General features: G+C 66.4%; 14 protein-coding genes and 1 pseudogene. 3 read left to right on the top strand and 12 right to left on the bottom strand.

Going from position 1 to position 17,407, the window contains the following annotated elements; genetic code table 11:
• Positions 1–19 precede the first annotated feature (19 nt).
• The 4 genes and pseudogenes from tnpC to ACI2JH_RS07530 form a co-directional block, all read right to left on the bottom strand.
• Positions 20–1,396 (bottom strand): annotated as a pseudogene (gene tnpC / locus ACI2JH_RS07545) (IS66 family transposase); the annotation flags it as partial.
• Between the two features lie 77 nt (positions 1,397–1,473).
• A complete protein-coding gene (tnpB, locus tag ACI2JH_RS07540) occupies positions 1,474–1,821 on the bottom strand; it encodes an IS66 family insertion sequence element accessory protein TnpB (RefSeq protein WP_404735839.1) in 348 nt (115 codons plus the stop codon).
• On the bottom strand, positions 1,815–2,117 hold the full coding sequence (tnpA, locus tag ACI2JH_RS07535) for an IS66 family insertion sequence element accessory protein TnpA (RefSeq protein ID WP_404735838.1): 303 nt from the start codon (positions 2,115–2,117) through the stop codon (positions 1,815–1,817). The genes tnpB and tnpA overlap by 7 nt, the downstream gene beginning before the upstream one ends.
• Positions 2,118–3,276: 1,159 nt before the next feature.
• Positions 3,277–4,740, bottom strand: coding sequence for a SulP family inorganic anion transporter (locus tag ACI2JH_RS07530; RefSeq protein WP_404735837.1), 1,464 nt, complete (start codon positions 4,738–4,740; stop codon positions 3,277–3,279).
• Positions 4,741–4,980: 240 nt separating this feature from the next.
• Here ACI2JH_RS07530 and ACI2JH_RS07525 point away from each other — a divergent pair, with 240 nt between their 5' ends.
• The gene (locus ACI2JH_RS07525) at positions 4,981–5,937 is read left to right on the top strand and encodes a cation diffusion facilitator family transporter (protein ID WP_404735836.1); all 957 of its coding nucleotides are present in this window, start codon (positions 4,981–4,983) and stop codon (positions 5,935–5,937) included.
• Positions 5,938–6,007: 70 nt separating this feature from the next.
• Here ACI2JH_RS07525 and ACI2JH_RS07520 read toward each other — a convergent pair whose 3' ends face one another.
• Positions 6,008–6,832, bottom strand: coding sequence for an AraC family transcriptional regulator (locus ACI2JH_RS07520; RefSeq protein ID WP_182656468.1), 825 nt, complete (start codon positions 6,830–6,832; stop codon positions 6,008–6,010).
• A 109-nt stretch (positions 6,833–6,941) separates the two neighbouring features.
• Between ACI2JH_RS07520 and ACI2JH_RS07515 the strand changes: the two genes are divergently transcribed.
• Entirely contained in the window at positions 6,942–7,367 is a 426-nt protein-coding gene (locus ACI2JH_RS07515) for an organic hydroperoxide resistance protein (RefSeq protein ID WP_182656469.1), read from the top strand.
• A gap of 119 nt (positions 7,368–7,486) precedes the next feature.
• Here the strand turns inward: ACI2JH_RS07515 and mmsB are convergent, their stop codons facing one another.
• From mmsB to ACI2JH_RS07490, 5 genes are read right to left on the bottom strand one after another with little or no spacing between them, the layout of a single operon-like run.
• Positions 7,487–8,377, bottom strand: coding sequence for a 3-hydroxyisobutyrate dehydrogenase (mmsB, locus tag ACI2JH_RS07510; protein ID WP_101099551.1), 891 nt, complete (start codon positions 8,375–8,377; stop codon positions 7,487–7,489).
• Positions 8,374–9,555, bottom strand: coding sequence for an enoyl-CoA hydratase/isomerase family protein (locus ACI2JH_RS07505; protein ID WP_404735835.1), 1,182 nt, complete (start codon positions 9,553–9,555; stop codon positions 8,374–8,376). The genes mmsB and ACI2JH_RS07505 overlap by 4 nt, the downstream gene beginning before the upstream one ends.
• On the bottom strand, positions 9,552–10,349 hold the full coding sequence (locus ACI2JH_RS07500) for an enoyl-CoA hydratase (protein ID WP_404735834.1): 798 nt from the start codon (positions 10,347–10,349) through the stop codon (positions 9,552–9,554). The genes ACI2JH_RS07505 and ACI2JH_RS07500 overlap by 4 nt, the downstream gene beginning before the upstream one ends.
• A complete protein-coding gene (locus ACI2JH_RS07495; RefSeq protein ID WP_101099554.1) occupies positions 10,346–11,512 on the bottom strand; it encodes an acyl-CoA dehydrogenase family protein in 1,167 nt (388 codons plus the stop codon). The genes ACI2JH_RS07500 and ACI2JH_RS07495 overlap by 4 nt, the downstream gene beginning before the upstream one ends.
• Before the next feature lie 16 nt (positions 11,513–11,528).
• Positions 11,529–13,034 carry a CoA-acylating methylmalonate-semialdehyde dehydrogenase gene (locus ACI2JH_RS07490; RefSeq protein ID WP_042613738.1) on the bottom strand — a complete coding sequence of 502 codons (1,506 nt, stop codon included), beginning with the start codon at positions 13,032–13,034 and terminating at the stop codon, positions 11,529–11,531.
• 112 nt (positions 13,035–13,146) lie between these two features.
• Between ACI2JH_RS07490 and ACI2JH_RS07485 the strand changes: the two genes are divergently transcribed.
• Positions 13,147–14,514, top strand: a complete 1,368-nt coding sequence (locus tag ACI2JH_RS07485; protein ID WP_404735833.1) for a short-chain fatty acyl-CoA regulator family protein — start codon at positions 13,147–13,149, stop codon at positions 14,512–14,514.
• 66 nt (positions 14,515–14,580) lie between these two features.
• Here the strand turns inward: ACI2JH_RS07485 and ACI2JH_RS07480 are convergent, their stop codons facing one another.
• Both ACI2JH_RS07480 and ACI2JH_RS07475 read right to left on the bottom strand, forming a co-directional pair.
• Positions 14,581–16,470: a patatin-like phospholipase family protein gene (locus tag ACI2JH_RS07480; protein WP_404735832.1), complete on the bottom strand. Its 1,890-nt coding sequence runs from the start codon at positions 16,468–16,470 to the stop codon at positions 14,581–14,583.
• 395 nt (positions 16,471–16,865) lie between these two features.
• The gene (locus ACI2JH_RS07475; RefSeq protein ID WP_182656474.1) at positions 16,866–17,399 is read right to left on the bottom strand and encodes a lipocalin family protein; all 534 of its coding nucleotides are present in this window, start codon (positions 17,397–17,399) and stop codon (positions 16,866–16,868) included.
• Positions 17,400–17,407 lie beyond the last annotated feature (8 nt).

Below are 17,407 nucleotides of genomic sequence, written 5' to 3'. Positions count from 1 at the left end.
CGGCACGCTTCCCGGCCTGCTCCGAACCCGCAAACAGCCAGTTCTTGCGTCCAAGGGCAATTGGCCGGATGGCATTCTCGATCAGGTTGTTGTCGATCGGATAATCCCCGTCCTCGGCGTAGCGCGCCAGCGCATCCCAGCGTTTGAGCGTATACGCCAACGCACGCGCCGTGCCGCTGTTTCCCAGTACCTTGGGCTGCAGCTCGTGCAGCCATGCTTTCAATCGAGCCAGCGCTGGCAGCGCGTGCTCTTGTCGGTAGGCATGGCGTGCTTCGACCGTCATGTTACTGGCCGCCTCCTCGATTTTGTACAGCACCGCAATCCGCGCCAGCGCCTCAGCGGCGATCGCGCTGCCGCTGGCAATGTGCTGCTCATGTCACTTGCGCCGGGCGTGCGCCCAGCAGCCCAGCTCGCTCACACCTTGCGCAAAGCTGGCCTTGTAGCCGCTGTAATCGTCGACCATCAGCGCGCCGCGCCAGTCTCCGAGAAACTGCCGGACATGGGCGCCGCTGCGGCCTGTTTCAAACTGGAATATCACCATCGGCGGATCGGCGCCAACGTGTCTGACGCTGCCATACGCAAACAGATAAGCGCGTTTGGTGGAGCCGGTTTTTGGCTCCAGCATCTGCACCGGGGTTTCATCGGCATGCAGCACGTGTTGCGCATGCATTTTCTCGCGGAGGCGATCGGCCAGCGGCTGCAATGCCACGCCGATGGCTCCGCACCATTCTGCCAGTGTGCTGCGCGACAGCGATATGCCGCTGCGTGCGTAGATGGCTTCCTGACGATACAGCGGCAGGTGGTCGACATACTTGGCCACGGCAACCTGTGCCAGCAGGCTGGCATCAGCCTGGCCGCGCTCGATGATGGCCGCAGCCACCGGCTCGGCCACGATCAGCTCGCAGGTGCGGCAGGCATACTGCGGATGGACATCGCGCTTGACGTAAAACTGCAGCGGTTTGCAGGCCAGCCGCTCGCTGACGTGCTCGCCGATCTGCACCAGCTTTTCCTGGCACTGCGGGCAATCGCAGCTGGCCGGCTCGTGCCGGGTTTCCACGCGTTCCAGGTGTTCTGGCAGCGACTTGCCTCCGGCGCTGGCAGCCTTGCGCCGCTGCTGCGCAGCGGCGGCGCTCTCGCCCTCGGCCTGGATAGCCGCCAGCTGCGCTTCCACGGCCGCGATATCGGCGGCCATGGTTTCCTCGAACAGCTCGCGCTGGCCCGGGTCCATGCGCTCGGTCTTTGCGGAGAACTGCAACCGGCGTAGGCGGGAGATCTCGGCGGTGAGGGTGGCAATCTGGGTGTCGCGCCGGGTAATGGTGAGCTCGCGGGCAGCGATCAGTGCGGATTGCTCTGCAACTGTGGACAGGGCAGCGTCGCGCTCGCGAGTCACTGACATCAGCAGGTCGCGAAGCGCCTGCGGGTCGTTGATGTCATCGAGTGCGGACAGATCCATGTCCACTACGATGCCATGGTCTACAGCGGGTGCGCACCTGCCATCGGTGCAATGGACAGGCGCTGCCAGTCCACGCCCGCGCACAGCCACGCCCACTGCTCACCACTCAACGTCCAGGCGGTATCGCCCGGACGCGGCCATTGAAAACGCCCCTGATGCAGCCGACGTACTGCCAGCCAAACGCCGTGGCGATCAAGGCACAACACCTTGAGGCGCGTGCCGGCGCGGTTGACGAAAACGTACGCCTCGCCCTCGGTTGCGGGCCGATCCAGCAATGCCTGCACCTGCAGCAGCAACCGGTCCATGCCACAGCGCAGATCTGCCGGGGCGGTAACCAGGTGCCAGGCGGTGATAGCGCTACTCAGCACGCGCCGATCTCGCGAAGCAGCCGCGCCAGCCAGACCGGGTCGGTAGCGGGCACGCAGACGCTGACGCCGCTGGGAAGGCGGATATCGGCCGTAACCACCGGTGCGGCGGGGGAGATGCAGATCGGTAGCGTTGCCGGTAATGCAGGAGTCGCTGCGGCGGCCGCAGCAAGCTTGCGGCGCCAGTAACTGAAGCTACTGATCGCCAACCCGTTTTTGGCGCACCACGCCGCTTGGGTAGTGCCGCTGGCGGACCAGGCGGAGATCTGCTTGGACCAATAATCGCGTTTGGAAGGCATGTGGGCTGTCCGTTTGGGGAAACGGGTATCCCACCGCTCAGGTGTGCCGGTGCATAGATGTGGTCACCGGACGCTTACGTCACCGTATAGGACTAGCCATATCAACCGGTTCGGGGACTACACCTTGGATCTTAAGCGGGCGGTCGAGCCGATCGACTTCTCACGGCGGATTCTTGAAGTCGCTACGAACTAGATCTGCCGATCTGCGTCTAAGTGCAGCGGAGTGATTGCACAAAAAGGCTTTGCTGGCAGATAGTTAGCTAGCTTTTGGCCGTTTTTTACACAATTCCCTGCCGACCCTCAGCCTCAGGTCGCAGCCGCATCCTTGATGCTGCCGAAGCCGTCGGCGTTTGCCGAGACCCCACCATCAGCTGCGTTTACCAGTGCACTGACCTGATGCGGGAGATCCTACAAATGCAGTGGGTGGCCAGTGTCATAAGCAAGCCATCTGCGCAATCGTATGGTGAGTCAGTCTCTCGGCGCTGGACCGTAGCCGGCTTCCCACACCTGTAAGACATACGAGAACTGATCGCCAAGTTCGGGATAGGCGCGTCGCAAGACGGTCATCGCTTGAACCCGGCTCATCGGGCAATCATCCGTGCGGATTACCGCATAAGTCCAATCCTCCACACTCCAGGACGTGACGGGTTGAGCTAGCAGGAGATCCCACCTCGTCGGCAGAGGCAGCAGTTCGATTCGGTCAATTTTGCTTGCGTCGTAGTCTCTCATAACGGCCCTTCAGATCCTTCTACGGTGCTGGCATTGCCACACTGGGGGCGGGGTCGGCCTGATACGACAGCGTGGTCACGTGGGCACCTCAAGCGCTGCAAGATACGAAAAGGAGCACCCAAAGCAACACAAGTGCTACAGCAAATCATGCCAAGCCTGCAAATCATTGATTATGCTTAATTAAAAAACATCGTCCGTCCAGTCCATCATCGGGGCGACGGAAAGACGCAGGGAATCGGCGTAGCGGGACGCGGCGGTGGCGGTTGGCTGGGTCATGGGGACGCTGGAGAATCAGGGGCGGCAGGCAATGCCTGCATGATCAATAGTTTACACCGGGCGGCTGAATGATCCGGGTGGGCACGGGCGTGACGACCAACGGTCGTCACCCACCACCCGCTTGACGGCCAGCGGCCGTCACTACCGGCAGGGATCAATGCGCGCTGCCGGCCGGGCCCTTGCGCCCTACCCGCTCGATCAGCGTTTCGCTGGCCGCGTTCAGGCCCACCACCTCCACCACCGCGCCATGCGCGCGCAGCTTTTCCACCGCGCGCTCCAGCGCTCCCACCGCGGTGAGGTCCCACAGATGGGCGTGCTGCAGGTCGATCTCCACCCGCGGCGCTACGTGCTGGTAATCGAAGGCCGCGCCGAACTGCCCGGCCGATGCGAAGAATACTTGTCCACGCACCACATACCGTTGCGCGCCCTCGTGGTCATCACGCTGCACGTCCAGCATGCCGCCGACCTTGCGCGCGAAGAACAGCGCTGACAGCAGCACGCCGCTGAGTACGCCCTTGGCCAGATCATGCGTCGCCACGGTCACCACCACGGTCAGCAGCATCACCGCCGAGGAACTGCGGGGGTGCGTGCGCAGGTCGCGCAGCGAGCGCCAGCTGAAGGTGCCGATGCTGACCATGATCATCACCGCCACCAGGGCGGCCATCGGGATCTGCCGCACCAGGTCGCTGCCATATACCACCAGCATCAGCAACACGCTGCCGGCGATCAGGCAGGACAGGCGCCCACGCCCGCCACTGGTCACGTTGATCACCGACTGCCCGATCATCGCGCAGCCGGCCATGCCCCCGAAGAAACCGGTCACCGTGTTCGCCAGGCCTTGTCCGGCACACTCGCGATTGCGCTCGCTTGGGGTTTCGGTGATGTCCTCCACGATCTGCAGGGTCATCATTGATTCCAGCAGCCCCACCACCGCCAGGGTGGCCGACACCGGCAGCAGGATGCGCAGCGTCTCCCAGTTAAGCGGCACGTCCGGCAGGAAGAAGGACGGCAGGCTGTCCGGCAGTTGGCCCATGTCGCCCACGGTCCGTACGTCGATGCCGAAGCCGATCACCACTGCAGTGAGGATGCCGATGGCGACCAACGGCGAAGGCACCGCGCGGGTGATCCGCGGCAGCAGATAGATGATCGCCAGCGCCGCCGCACACAGCAGATAGACCATCGGGCCGCGGCCGACCAGCTCCGGCAGCTGGGCCATGAAGATCAGGATCGCCAATGCGTTGACGAAGCCGGTGATGACCGAGCGCGAGACGAAGCGCATCAGCGAACCGAGCTTGAGCGCGCCGGCGGTCATCTGCAGCAGACCGGTCAGGATGGTGGCGGCGAACAGGTACTGCAGGCCGTGGTCCTTGACCAGGTCGACCATCACCAGCGCCATCGCACCGGTGGCCGCCGAGATCATGCCGGGGCGGCCGCCAGCGATGGCGGTGATGACCGCGATGGAGAACGAGGCGTACAGGCCGACCTTGGGGTCGACCCCGGCGATCAGCGAGAACGCGATCGCTTCGGGGATCAGCGCGAGGGCGACGACGATGCCGGACAGCACGTCGCCACGGACGTTGCCGAGCCACTGCTGGCGCAGCGGGTAATGGGTCTGCATGGGGGGTTCCTGGTGACCGCGGGCAGGGCCACGCATACGCGGCGGCGGTAAGCGCGCAAGTTTACGGCAGGCGACGGCGGCAAGGTAGTGACGACCGTTGGTCGTCCTGCTGTTGCCCTTGCTCTGGTGGGTCGTCCTGCTGTTGCCCTTGCTCTGGTGGGTGACGACCGTTGGTCGTCACGCCGCTGCGCTCGCCGAGCGTGGCTCGGCGCTACCAGGGCCGGGCGCTACAATCCCGGCATGGCTTCCGTTGCCCCCCGCTTCTTCGATCCGCGCACCGAACAGGGCGTGCTGCGCCTGTCCATCGCCGGCACCCTGGTGATGGCGGCCATGGCCGTGGGCTTCGGGCTGTACGCCAACTCCTCGCTGATCATCTTCGACGGCATCTACGGCCTGATCGACGTGGTCATGACCTGGCTCTCGCTGCTGGTGGCCCGGCTCATCGCCCAATCGACCAATACCGATACGCTGCAGTCGCGGCTCAACCAGCGTTTTTCGATGGGCTTCTGGCATCTGGAGCCGATCGTGCTGGGGGTCAGCGGGACGCTGATGATCGGTGCGGCGCTGTATGCCTTCGTCAACGCCGTGGATGCGCTCACCTCGGGCGGGCGCTTGATCGCGCTGGGTCCGGCGATCACCTTCGGGGTGATCTCGCTGCTCGCCGAAGGCGCGCTGGCCGCCTTCGTGCTGCGCGCCAACCGGCGCATCGGATCGGACTTCATCGCTTTGGATGCGAAGAACTGGATCATCGCCGCCAGCATGTCGGCCTGCTACCTGCTGGCCTTTGTCGGTGGGGCGCTGGTGCGCGGCACGCCACTGGACTGGATCGGCCCGTACATCGATCCGGGCATCCTGGCGGCCGTCTGCCTGTTCGTGATGGTGGCTCCGTTGGGAACCGTACGCCAGGCGCTTGCGGGCATCCTGCTGGTCGCACCGCAGGAGCTGCGCAACCACGTGGATACGGTGGCGCGCGATGTGGTGGCGCGGCACGGTTTCCTCGACTACCGCAGCTACGTGGCGCAGGTGGGCCGCGGCGAGCAGATCGAACTGTTCTTCGTGGTGCGCGCCGACGATCCGCCACGCGCGCTGGCCGAATGGGATCGGCTGCGCGATGAGATCGGCGACCTGCTGGGCGAAGAGTCGCCGGATCGCTGGCTGACCATCATGTTCACCACCGACCTGGAATGGGCGGTATGACCCGGTAGCGCCTGGCCGTGCTCAGCGGAATGCTGCACCGCGCGGGACGCTCGCCGAGCATGGCTCGGCGCTACCTTGCGGCCTGCTTCCACTCGCGCGGCGACTGCCCGGTCTGCGCCTTGAACGCGCGCGACAACGCCGCTTCGCTGCCGTAGCCCACGTCACCGGCGATGCGCTTCAACGGCTGGCCACGACGCAGCGCCTGCTGCACCAGCCTGGTCCGCCACGCCTGCAGGTACTGCCCGGGGGTACTTCCGATGACCTCGCGGAAGCCTTCGGCAAAAGCGCTGCGTGACATCCCGGCACGTTCGGCCAGCGCGTGCAGCGACCACTCTTCCGCCGGCTGCTCATGCATGGCCACCAGCGCATGGCGCAGCCGTGGATGGCCCATGCCGGCCAGCAGCCCGACCTGGATCTGGCCGTTTTCCATCAGCGTGCGCAGCACCTGGATGATCACCAGTTCGAACAGACGATCGAGCATCGCCTGGCGGCCGCAGCGTTGTGCGAACGCTTCTTCGAACAGCACGCCAAGCACCGCGTTGCTGCCCAGCAGGTCGGCCAGCGGCAGGCAGACCGGGCTCGGCAACGCATCGGCCACCGGGCTGCCTTCGCCGGCTTCGAAACGCAGCCCGGCAGTCACCAGCGGCACCCGCAATCGGTCATCGACGTTGAAGTGATGGTCGCGCGGGCGGGCGTACAGCAGCACACTGGGCTGGTCGATGCGCAGGCAGGTGCCATCGCGGTCCACCAGTTCCACGCCGCCCTGGCTGAGCAGGTGCAGCAGGGGTTGGCTGGCGGCCTGTGCGGGCACCCAATGGCCGCTGATCTCGCCACCCTGCAGCAGCCGCGCACTGACCGGGAAGCGGTCGAGCAGGGATTCAAGTCGATCAAGCATGGCTGGACGATCCATCAAGTTTTCCGGACTCCATGTTGCCACACGTCCACCCACGGCGCGCAAAGTACACCTCACCGGCCAACCGGCCACCCCAACAAGGAACTCCGCCATGTCGATCGAAAAGGTTCTCTACACCGCCCAGGCCACCGCAACCGGCGGCCGCGAAGGCCGCGCTGTTTCCTCCGACAACGTGCTGGACATCCAGCTGTCGACCCCGCGCGAACTCGGCGGCGCCGGCGGCCCGGGCACCAACCCGGAGCAGCTGTTCGCTGCCGGTTACTCGGCCTGCTTCCTGGGCGCGCTGAAGTTCGTCGCAGGCCAGGCCAAGGTTGCGCTCCCGGCCGACACCACCGTGGCCGGCAAGGTCGGCATCGGCCAGATCCCGACCGGTTTCGGCATCGAAGCCGAGCTGACCATCACCGCCCCGGGCGTGCCGCGCGAGCAGCTGGAAGAGCTGGTGCAGAAGGCTCACGTTGTCTGCCCGTATTCCAACGCGACCCGGGGCAACATCGACGTCAAGCTGATCGTGGCCTGAAAAAAAATGGGCGGATGCCGGTCGTGACCGTGCATCCGCCCATCCCACCGCGGTTGGTAGCAGGGCGACCGCTGGTCACCCCTACCCCTTCATGCCCGCCAGCACGCGCTGGCCGTGGGCTATTTTTCGTTGCTCACCAGCTGCACCACGCTGGAGAAATCAAGCTTGCCGCGGCCTGCCTGGTGGTTCATCGAATACAGGTTGCGCGCCAGTTCGCCGAGCGGAATCGAGGCGCCCACGCTCATCGCCGCTTCCACCGCCAGGCCCATGTCCTTGAGCATCAGGTCGCTGCCGAAACCGCCGCTGTAACCGCGCGAAGCCGGTGCGTTTTCCAGCACGCCGGGCCACGGGTTGCACACTTCGGTGGCCCAACTGCGGCCGGTGCTGACCGCCATCATCTGCGACAACACCTTCGGGTCCAGCCCGTGTGCCACGCCCAGCGCGATGGATTCACCGGTGACCGCCATGATCACGCCCAGCGCCATGTTGTTGCACAGCTTGGCGACCTGGCCGGCACCGTTGGCACCCACGTGGAAGATGTTCTTGCCCATCGCCTGCAGGTAGGGACGCGCGCGTTCCAGCGCATCTTCTTCGCCGCCGACGATGAAGGTCAGCGTGCCGGCGCTGGCGCCGGCGGTACCGCCGGAAACCGGCGCGTCCAGCATCTGCAGTCCGCGCGCGGCGGCGGCTTCGGCGACCTTGCGCGCAGTGGCCGGGGCGATGGTGCTGCAGTCGATCACCAGCGCACCGCCCGGAATATCGGCCAGCAGACCGTCATCACCGAGGTACACGCCTTCGACGTGGCGGCTGGCCGGCAGCATCGAAATCACGACTTCGGCATCGGCCAGCGTATCCAGTGCGGAGCTGGCTGCGGTGGCGCCTGCGTCGACCGCAGCCTGCACGGCGGCCGGCACCAGGTCGAACACCCGCACGGCGTGGCCGGCCTTGGCGAGGTTGGCGGCCATCGGCCCGCCCATGTTGCCCAGACCAATGAATGCGATGCGACTCATGCGGGGGTCCTTTCAGGAGTGGTGGCTTCCAGATCGGCCAGCGGATGCTGGTCGGCCGGCCACGGGGAAATGAAGAAATCTTCGGCCCACGCCGCGCTGGCGTCGGACAGCGTGGCCGGGTTCCAATGCGGGGTGCGGTCCTTGTCGACCAGCAGCGCGCGGATGCCTTCGGCGAAATCGCCGTGTGCCGCGCAGTGCAGTGCCGCTACGTACTCCAGTCGATACACATCGGCCAGCGGTTCGTCCGCGCAGCGTGCCTGCAGGGCGAACGCAAGTCGCGCCGAGCCGGGAGCCCCGGCTGCCAGCGTCTTCTGCGCGGCCTGCAGCCAGGCATCCTCGCTTTCCATGGCGGTGATACGGTCTACGATCTTCTGCAGATCATCGCCGTCACACAGCACGTCCACCAACCCGGCGTTGCGCTGCAGGGGCCCGGGCGCAGCCTCACTGGCGAAGCGTTGCAGCACGGTGGTGAGGTGGTGATGGTTGGCATTGCAGTCGGCTTCCCAGCCTGCCGCCAGCAGCGCATCCAGCACATCGCCCCGGTGTGATTCAGCGACGTGCAGGTCCGCCAGCCCGGCAAAGAGGGCATCGCCGGGGTTGAGCAGCGCGCCAGTCAGCGCCAGGAAACGCCCCCCGTTACCGGGCACGCGCGGCAGCAGCCAGCTGCCCCCCACATCCGGGAACAAGCCGACGGTGATTTCCGGGAACGCCAGCTTGGAGCGCTCGGTGACCACGCGATGGCTGGCACCGGACATCAGGCCGATGCCCCCGCCCATCACGATGCCATGACCCCAGCACAGGATCGGTTTGGCATAGGCATGGATCAGGTAGTCGACGCGATACTCGACGTCGAAGAACTCGGCGGCGTAGGCGTTCTGGCGGATGTCGACGTGGCCTGCCTGACGGTACGCCAGCATGCTCTGGTACAGGCTGTGCAGGTCGCCACCGGCGCAGAACGCCTTCTCTCCGGCACCCTGCAGCACCACCATCGCAACGCCGTCGTCAGTTGCCCAGGTGCGCAGTTTTTCAAGCAGCAGATGCGCCATCGGCAGCGAGAACCCGTTCAACGTCCGCGGTGCGTTGAGCGTGGCGATGCCGATGCGCATGCCGTTGGCCGCCACGCGCTCTTCGAACAGCACCGGTGCCTCATCGACCACGATGTCGGTTTCCCGGCTCATGCGTTCTTCCACTGCGCGCTGCGCTTTTCCAGAAAAGCGCTCACGCCTTCCACCTGGTCAGCGCTGTCGAACAGGTCCACGAACGCTTCGCGCTCGGCCACCAGCGCGGCGGCGTGGGTACCGGTGCGCGTGGACTGCACCAGCGTCTTGCAGGCGGCAATGCTGGTCGGGCTCTGCTTGCCGGCCTTCTTCGCCCATTCCAGTGCGAGGGCCTTGGCTTCGCCCTTGCCGGCCTTCTGTTCGGCCAGGCCGATACGCACGGCAGTGTCGGCGTCGATCCGCTCACCGAGCAGGATCATCCGCTTGGCCCAGCCTTCACCGACCAGGCGCGGCAGGTTCTGGGTGCCACCGGCGCACGGCAGCAGGCCGACGGTGGCCTCCGGCAGCGCCACCTGGGCATGTTCTTCGATGATGCGCAGGTCACAGGCCAGCGCGCATTCCAGCCCGCCGCCCATCGCATAGCCGTTGATCGCGGCGATGGACACGCCACGGAAGCCGGACAGTGCCTCGAAGGCTTCACCGAAACGACGTGCGGCTTCACGGGCAGCGCCCTTGTCACCCGATGCGAACTGGTTGAGATCGGCGCCGGCGGAGAAGAACTTCTCGCCCTCGCCACTGATCACCAGTGCGTAGATGGAACGGTCCGCGTTCAGCGCGACGACGAGGTCGCGAAGTGCCGCCAGGCTGTGCACGGTCCACGTATGCGCAGGCGGGTTGTGCAGGGTGATGACTGCGACGTGGCCATCGGCCTGGACCTTCAGGCCGACGTGATCGTGGGTGCGCCAATCGTTCATCGCAGTTCCTCTTCGGTGTTGAGCAGGTGGCGGGCGACGATCACCCGCATGATTTCGTTGGTGCCTTCCAGGATCTGGTGCACGCGGCTGTCGCGCAGCAGTCGCTCGATCGGGTATTCGCGGATGTAACCGTAGCCGCCGTGGATCTGCAGCGCTTCGTTGCAGATGGTGAAGCCGGCATCGGTGGCGAACCGCTTGGCCATCGCACACCAGATATTGGCATCGCTGGCGCCGGCGTCGAGCTTGCGCGCCGCCGTGTGCACCATCTGGCGGGCCGCCACCAGTTCGATGGCCATGTCGGCCAGCTTGAACTGCAGGGCCTGGAATTCGGCCAGCGCCTTGCCGAACTGGCGGCGTTCGCCCATGTAGCGGCGGGCAGCATCCAGCGCCCCCTGGGCGGCGCCCAGCGAGCAGGCCGCGATGTTGATGCGGCCACCGTCCAGGCCCTTCATCGCCAGCTTGAAGCCGCCCCCTTCCTCGCCCAGCAGGTTGCCGACCGGCACGCGCACGTTTTCGAAGGTGATGCCGCGGGTCGGCTGGCTGTTCCAGCCCATCTTCTCTTCCTTGCGGCCGTAGCTGATACCCGGCAGGTCGGCTGGCACGGCGATCGCACTGATCCCGCCCGCGCCCGCGCCACCGGTACGCGCCATCACGACCAGCAGTTCGGTGGCACCGGCCCCGGAAATGAAGGCCTTGGAACCGTTGAGCACGTAATCATCGCCGTCGCGCAGCGCCGTGGTCTTCAGCGACGCCGCATCGGAGCCGGCGCCGGGTTCGGTCAGGCAGTAGGAGGCCAGCTTGATGCCGGCCGCCAGGTCCGCACCCCAGGCCGCGCGCAGCGCCTGCTGGCCCCACGTGGATACCATCCACGAGGCCATGTTGTGGATGCTCACGTACGCTGCGGTGGACGGATCCACGTTGGCGAGTTCCTCGATGACGACGGCGGCGTCCAGTCGGCTCAAGCCGCTGCCACCGACCTCGGGATCCATGTACAGGCCACAGAACCCGAGCTCCCCTGCCTTGGCGATCGCCTCGCGCGGAAAGATGCCCTCCGCATCCCACCGCGCCGCGTGCGGCGCCAATTCCGCCTGGGCGAAGTCACGCGCTGCCTCACGATAGGCCTGCTGCGCTTCTTCGAGTTCCGTCGTCATCGAGTTACTCATGGCTGGAACTCCGTTGTTACTTGAGGCTGATGGTGGTGTTGACGCCGTGGCTGAGCGTCTCGTCATCGAACCAGCGTGCGGTGATGGTCTTGGTCTGGGTGTAGAACATGACCACCTGCTTGCCGTACGGGCCGAGGTCACCCAGCTTGGACGCGCGCGAACCGGTGAAGGAGAACAGCGGCACCGGCACCGGGATCGGCACGTTGATGCCGACCTGGCCTACGTCGATGTCTTCCTGGAACCTGCGGGCGGCGGCGCCGGACTGGGTGAACACCGCCGTGCCGTTGCCATTGGGGTTGCTGTTGACCAGCGCGATGGCGTCATCGAGCGTTTCCGCTTCGAGGATCACCAGCACCGGCCCGAAGATTTCTTCCTGGTAGATGCGCATGTCGGTGGTGACGCCGGAGAAGATCGTCGGACCGACGAAGTTGCCCTTCTCGAAGCCGTCCACCTGCGGATTGCGGCCGTCCAGGTCCAGCGTGGCGCCCTGCTCCACGCCCGAAGCGATCAGCCCTTCCACGCGCTCACGTGCGCTGCAGGAGATGACCGGGCCGACATCGGTGCCGGCGACCGAACCGGCGCTGACCTTCAGCGTCTTCGCCTTGGCCACCAGGTCAGGCACCCACGAACGCGCCTCTCCCACCAGTACCAGCGTGGAGGCCGCCATGCAGCGCTGGCCGGCGGCACCAAAGGCGGCACCGACCATCGCGTTGAGGGTCTGTTCCTTGTTGGCATCCGGCAGCACGACGGCATGGTTCTTGGCGCCCATCATGCATTGCACGCGCTTGCCGGCCAGCGAGGCGCGGTTGTATACGTGGGTGCCGACGCGGGTGGAACCCACGAACGAAACCGCCTTGATGTCGGGGTGGTCGCAGATTGCGTTGACCACTTCTTCGCCACCGTGCACCACGTTCAGCACGCCCTTCGGAATGCCGGCTTCCAGCGCCAGTTCGACCAGCCGCATAGTGACCATCGGGTCCTGTTCGGACGGCTTGAGCACGAAGGTATTGCCGGTGGCGATGGCCATCGGGAACATCCACAGCGGGATCATCGCCGGGAAGTTGAACGGGGTGATGCCCGCGCACACGCCCAGCGGCTGCATCAGGGTGTAGGTGTCCACGCCGTTGGCCACGTTGTTGGCCAGCTCGCCCAGCTGCAGGTTGCCGATCGCCGCGGCGTGCTCGACCACTTCCAGGCCGCGGAACACATCGCCTTCGGCGTCCGGCACGGTCTTGCCCTGCTCGGCGCTGAGGGTATGGGCCAGCTCGCTCATGTTCTCGCGGATCAGCTGCTGGTACTTCAGGAAGATGCGCGCGCGGGTGCCGATCGGCGTCTTGCGCCAGGTCTTGAAGGCTTCCTTGGCGGCGGCCACCGCATCATCCACTTCGCTGGTGGTGGCGAAGGGCACCTGGGCCAGCACGTCCTGGGTGGCCGGGTTGACGACGTCCTGCCAGTGGGCGGTGGACGATTCGATGAACTGGCCATCGATCAACAGGCGGATACGGGGCGCTGCAACAGTCATGGCGGTACCGTGGGGTCTCAGGGATGCTTGGCATTATTCACAAGCGACCGCTCGATTTCCGGGCTGTCTACGCTTAATCTGGCCAACCGGAACGACGAAAGTTGTTAATCCTGTGAATACGGAGTCGCCCCAACGCCACCTCGGGCTCCGCTTGGCCAAGCTGCGCGAGCAGCGCGGTTATACCCAGGTGCAGCTGGCACAGCAGCTTGGCGTATCAGCCAGCTACCTGAACCAGATCGAGCGCAACAAGCGGCCCTTGACCCCGGCGGTCCAGCAGCGACTGCGCGCGGTGCTGGGTGAGCTGGGCGATCTGTTCGACGCCGGCGGCCCCGCCGCGCTGCAGGAGGCACTGGGGCAGACCCTGCGTGATCTCGGCCTGGCCGATGTCAGCGCCAATGAACTGCGGGCACTGGCCGGCAACCTGCCACAGGTCAGCCAGGCCCTGCTGGACCTGCACCGGCGCCATCTGGCGCTGCGCGAACACGCCGCCGCGCTGGAGTTCCAGCTGGGTGAGCCCGGCGCTGGGATGAGCCTGCCGGCCGGTGACCAGGTGCGCGATTTCTTCAACCGCATGCACAACCACATCCCTGAACTGGACGCGTTGGCCGAGCGCCTGTTCGCCGAGTGGGGCCTGAGCGTGGGCCACATGGCGCCGCGGCTGCGCCAGCTGCTGGCCGACCGCCACGGGGTGATGGTGGAAGTGGCCCCGCTGCAGGCCGGGCGGGAGAAGCGCGTGATGGACCGCCAGGCACGCACGCTGTGGCTGCCGGACTACCTGGAACCGGGCCAGCAGGCATTCCAGATGGCCGCCGAACTGGCGCTGCGCGGCCATGCCGAACAGGTGGATGCGGTGATCGAGCGGGCTGGTTTCGGCGATGACGAGCGCATCGCGCAGGCACGTATCGGCCTGTCCAACTACTTCGCCGGGGCGCTGGTGATGCCGTACGGCCCATTCCTGCGTGCGGCCGAGTCCAGTGGCTATGACATCGAACTGCTGGCACACCAGTTCGGCGTGGGCTTCGAGGCGGTCTGCCACCGCTTGAGTACGCTGGCGCGGCGCAGTGCACCCGGCCTGCCGTTCTTCTTCATCCGCGTGGACCGGGCGGGCAATGTGTCCAAACGGCATTCGGCCACCGATTTCCACTTCTCGCAGGTCGGCGGCTCGTGTCCGCTGTGGATCGTGTACGAGGCGTTCAACCAGCCCGGGCGCATCCTCACCCAGACCGCGCGCATGCCCGATGGGCGACGCCATTTCTGGCTGGCGCGGCAGGTCAGCAGCGGGCCGGTCGGCCACGGCCAGCCGCGCAAGACCTTCGCGGTGGCGCTGGGCTGCGACCTGCAGCACGCCGAGCGGCTGGTGTACACGCGTGGGCTGGATATCCAGAGCCCGGGCAATTCGGTGTCGATCGGCCCCGGCTGCCGGGTGTGCCCGCGCGAAGACTGCATGCAGCGCGCGTTCGTGCAATTGCCTGGGCGCTAGCGCCGGGCAATTGCACGGACGGCCGCTGGCCGTCCAACGGGAATGACGGCCAGCGGCCGTTGCTACCTAGTAGATCGGGGTGACCTTCATCTGCGGCAGCGGGCGCGGGGCGCCGTCGGTGAGGTCCGGACCGCAGTCGTCCCAGCTTGCGCCCTGCTCCACCATCAGCGCATACAGCGCCTGCGATGCGCGACGCTTTTCCTGCGATCCCAGCGGATACGATGGCGGTGCCGGCTGCCCTGCCGCGACGCTGGCATACGCGGCGCGGTAGGCCACCACCTGCTGGCCCGCGTCATCGGTGCGCGACACTTCCAGCGTGTAGCGCTGATAGGCCGAAGCGGCATTGCGCCAACGTATCCAGTAGTGGTTCTCGAAGGAGAAACGACAGAAGCGCTCGCCGGCCAGCGTGCCCTTCTGCGCGATGCGACCGAGCACCTCCTGCGGCATGTCCAGGTTCATGCCGCCCTCGTCGCCTTCCAGGGCGACATGCACGATGCGGTCGCGGTAGCCGGGCGCGCGGGCCTGCAGCAGATCGCGCCAGTTCTGCATGGTGGCGATGATGGCAAACAGGAAACGGGTCAGCTCGGTGGCGGCCATTGGCGAGGCGATATCGCGGTAACCGCGCTGCCAGCGTTCGCGATTGCCGGTTGGCAGTACCACCGCGCGTTCCAGCGCCTGCTGCGCATCGCCGGCTTCGGGCACTTCCCGCGCATCGCCGGGGTATACCAGATTGATGGCGAAAGTCGGCCAGCGCGGCAGCGCGGCGTCGAACAGATGGATCGGGAAATTGCTGCTGATACCACCATCGGAGAACCAGCAACGGCGGTAGCCGGCGATCGATGAGCCTGCCGCGGTCGTTCCCTGCTGCCCCCCGCTGGCCAGGCCCTCCATGCTGTCGGCCACGTTCTTCCCGCCACGTCCGGGCTCGGCACGGTTGCCCTGGGCGGGTACAAGGTGGCGCGCCGGCTCATGCAGCGGCACCGCGCTGATCAGCAGCGGAAAGCTGAGGCTCATCCGCGTGGCGACCAGCACCGGCAGCTGCCCTGCCGGCGGCAGCCGGTAGTACAGCCTTCCGCCAACCTGCTCCGGTGCGCCGGCATCGGCCACCAGCCAGTCCACCACGCTGCGCGGAAACAGGCGGTCGAACTCTTCGCGCAGGAACCAGAAGCGCGCTTCGGAGAACGGCAGGGTGCGCGGCTCGTTGTGCGACACGCAGGTACTGATCATCTGCAGGGTGATGGCCCGGCCATCCTGCGGTTCGTCGGCATAGCGCGGCGCGGCGTGCAGGTCGGCGAAGGTCAGCGGCTGGTCGTCCGGCTTGCCCGACAACCGCTGCAGCGCATCGTGCAGCCAGTCGGTCAGCGCGGGGCGCCGTGGGTCGTCGCTGCGGCCATTGCACAGCCCGAGCAGGTTGCCACGGGCCACCCGCGCCACCCGCAGCAGCGCGCCGGCCACACCCGCGCCGTAGGCGCACAGCAGCGAAGGCAGGAGAGCAGCCAGCATGCCCGCTACGCCGCCGGCGCCATAGCCGATGCCCAGCAGCAGGAACAGCGAAAGCAGCACTTCCAACGGTGCGATGGTGAACACTGCCGCCAGCAGGCACAGTAGTTTGCGGGGCCAACCCGCATGGCTGGCCAGCACGACCAGCAAACGGTACGCCGCGCGCGCGCCGCGGGCAGGCTGGAACAAGCCATGGATGAAGCCCTGCGTGGACAGCTGGGCCGACACAGCGGCCAGTCCCTCGAAGCCGGCCTCCGGCCCCACCGCCTCGCCCGCCTGGCGACGGCGATCACCGAGCGCGGCAGCCGCAGCCACCGCCGCCGCGATGGCCCCGGCCGAGGTGCCGCCGATGCTCTTGAAGCGGTATTCCCTGGCCAGCGCCAGCACCGCATTGGGATACACGATGCCGCTGGTGATGCCGCCCTTCATGACCAGATCGCAGTACTTGGCTGCCATGGGCCGACCCTCTGCTGGATTCGACCCTGATTATGGCAAGAGCGCCTCTCACGGCATGAGATGCCTCACGCATTTCGCAGGCAAGGCGGCGCGCCGGTAGTGACGGCCGCTGGCCGTCATGCCCTGGCCCCTGGTAGGTGACGACCGTTGGTCGTCACGCCGTTGCCTTTGCCGCTGCGCTCGCCGAGCATGGCTCGGCGCTACCGCTCCGACCCGTTGCCGTCGCCCCTGGTAGGTGACGACCGTTGGTCGTCACGCCGTTGCCTTTGCCGCTGCGCTCGCCGAGCAGGCTCGGCGCTACCGCTCCGACCCGTTGCCGTCGCCCCTGGTAGGTGACGACCGTTGGTCGTCACGCCGTTGCCTCTGCCGCTGAGCTCGCCGAGCATGGCTCGGCGCTACCGCTCCGACTGCGGCACCTTGCGGATCTTGCTGGTGTCGTAACCCATTGCGGCGATGCGCTCGATGGCCTGTTGGTAGTCGGCCGCGCTGACCTGCGGCGTGCGCGCCATGTACCAGACGTAGTCACGCTTGCTGCGCGCCACGATGGTCTGCTGGTAATCCGCATCCAGCCAGGAAATCACGTACTCGGCCTGGATCGGCCAGATGAACTGCATGCCCCACACCGCGCCGTTGCCTTCCTCCTCCACACGACCCACCGGATGCATCGTCTTCAGCGGCGCATCGAAGCTGCCCTTGCGGTAGGTGAAGGTGGTCTGGATGCGCCCGTCAGGCCGCAGCGCATAACGTTCCACCGAATCAAACGCCTTGCGTTCGATGAAGGTGGGAATCTGTGCGATGACATACCAGTCGCCCATGAAGCGCGGCACGTCCACCGCGCTCGCGCGGGGCAACGGACGTTCCGGACTGGACGAACAGGCGCTGGCCGACAACGCCATCGCGATCACGGGAAGCAGGCTGGACAGACGCATGGCGTTCT

This window comes from Stenotrophomonas sp. NPDC078853 (assembly GCF_044901215.1).
Classification (GTDB): domain Bacteria; phylum Pseudomonadota; class Gammaproteobacteria; order Xanthomonadales; family Xanthomonadaceae; genus Stenotrophomonas; species Stenotrophomonas lacuserhaii.
The sequence above is the reverse complement of the archived record's forward strand: the minus strand, read 5'-3'. Positions and strand labels throughout refer to the sequence as shown.

Excerpts from the sequence above, each read along its gene's own strand:
- tnpA (WP_404735838.1), bottom strand. The coding sequence starts at position 2,117 with ATGCCTTCCAAACGCGATTATTGGTCCAAGCAGATCTCCGCCTGGTCC.
- ACI2JH_RS07530 (WP_404735837.1), bottom strand. The coding sequence starts at position 4,740 with ATGCAGACCCATTACCCGCTGCGCCAGCAGTGGCTCGGCAACGTCCGT.
- ACI2JH_RS07525 (WP_404735836.1), top strand. The coding sequence starts at position 4,981 with ATGGCTTCCGTTGCCCCCCGCTTCTTCGATCCGCGCACCGAACAGGGC.
- ACI2JH_RS07520 (WP_182656468.1), bottom strand. The coding sequence starts at position 6,832 with ATGCTTGATCGACTTGAATCCCTGCTCGACCGCTTCCCGGTCAGTGCG.
- ACI2JH_RS07515 (WP_182656469.1), top strand. The coding sequence starts at position 6,942 with ATGTCGATCGAAAAGGTTCTCTACACCGCCCAGGCCACCGCAACCGGC.
- mmsB (WP_101099551.1), bottom strand. The coding sequence starts at position 8,377 with ATGAGTCGCATCGCATTCATTGGTCTGGGCAACATGGGCGGGCCGATG.
- ACI2JH_RS07505 (WP_404735835.1), bottom strand. The coding sequence starts at position 9,555 with ATGAGCCGGGAAACCGACATCGTGGTCGATGAGGCACCGGTGCTGTTC.
- ACI2JH_RS07500 (WP_404735834.1), bottom strand. The coding sequence starts at position 10,349 with ATGAACGATTGGCGCACCCACGATCACGTCGGCCTGAAGGTCCAGGCC.
- ACI2JH_RS07495 (WP_101099554.1), bottom strand. The coding sequence starts at position 11,512 with ATGAGTAACTCGATGACGACGGAACTCGAAGAAGCGCAGCAGGCCTAT.
- ACI2JH_RS07490 (WP_042613738.1), bottom strand. The coding sequence starts at position 13,034 with ATGACTGTTGCAGCGCCCCGTATCCGCCTGTTGATCGATGGCCAGTTC.
- ACI2JH_RS07480 (WP_404735832.1), bottom strand. The coding sequence starts at position 16,470 with ATGGCAGCCAAGTACTGCGATCTGGTCATGAAGGGCGGCATCACCAGC.
- ACI2JH_RS07475 (WP_182656474.1), bottom strand. The coding sequence starts at position 17,399 with ATGCGTCTGTCCAGCCTGCTTCCCGTGATCGCGATGGCGTTGTCGGCC.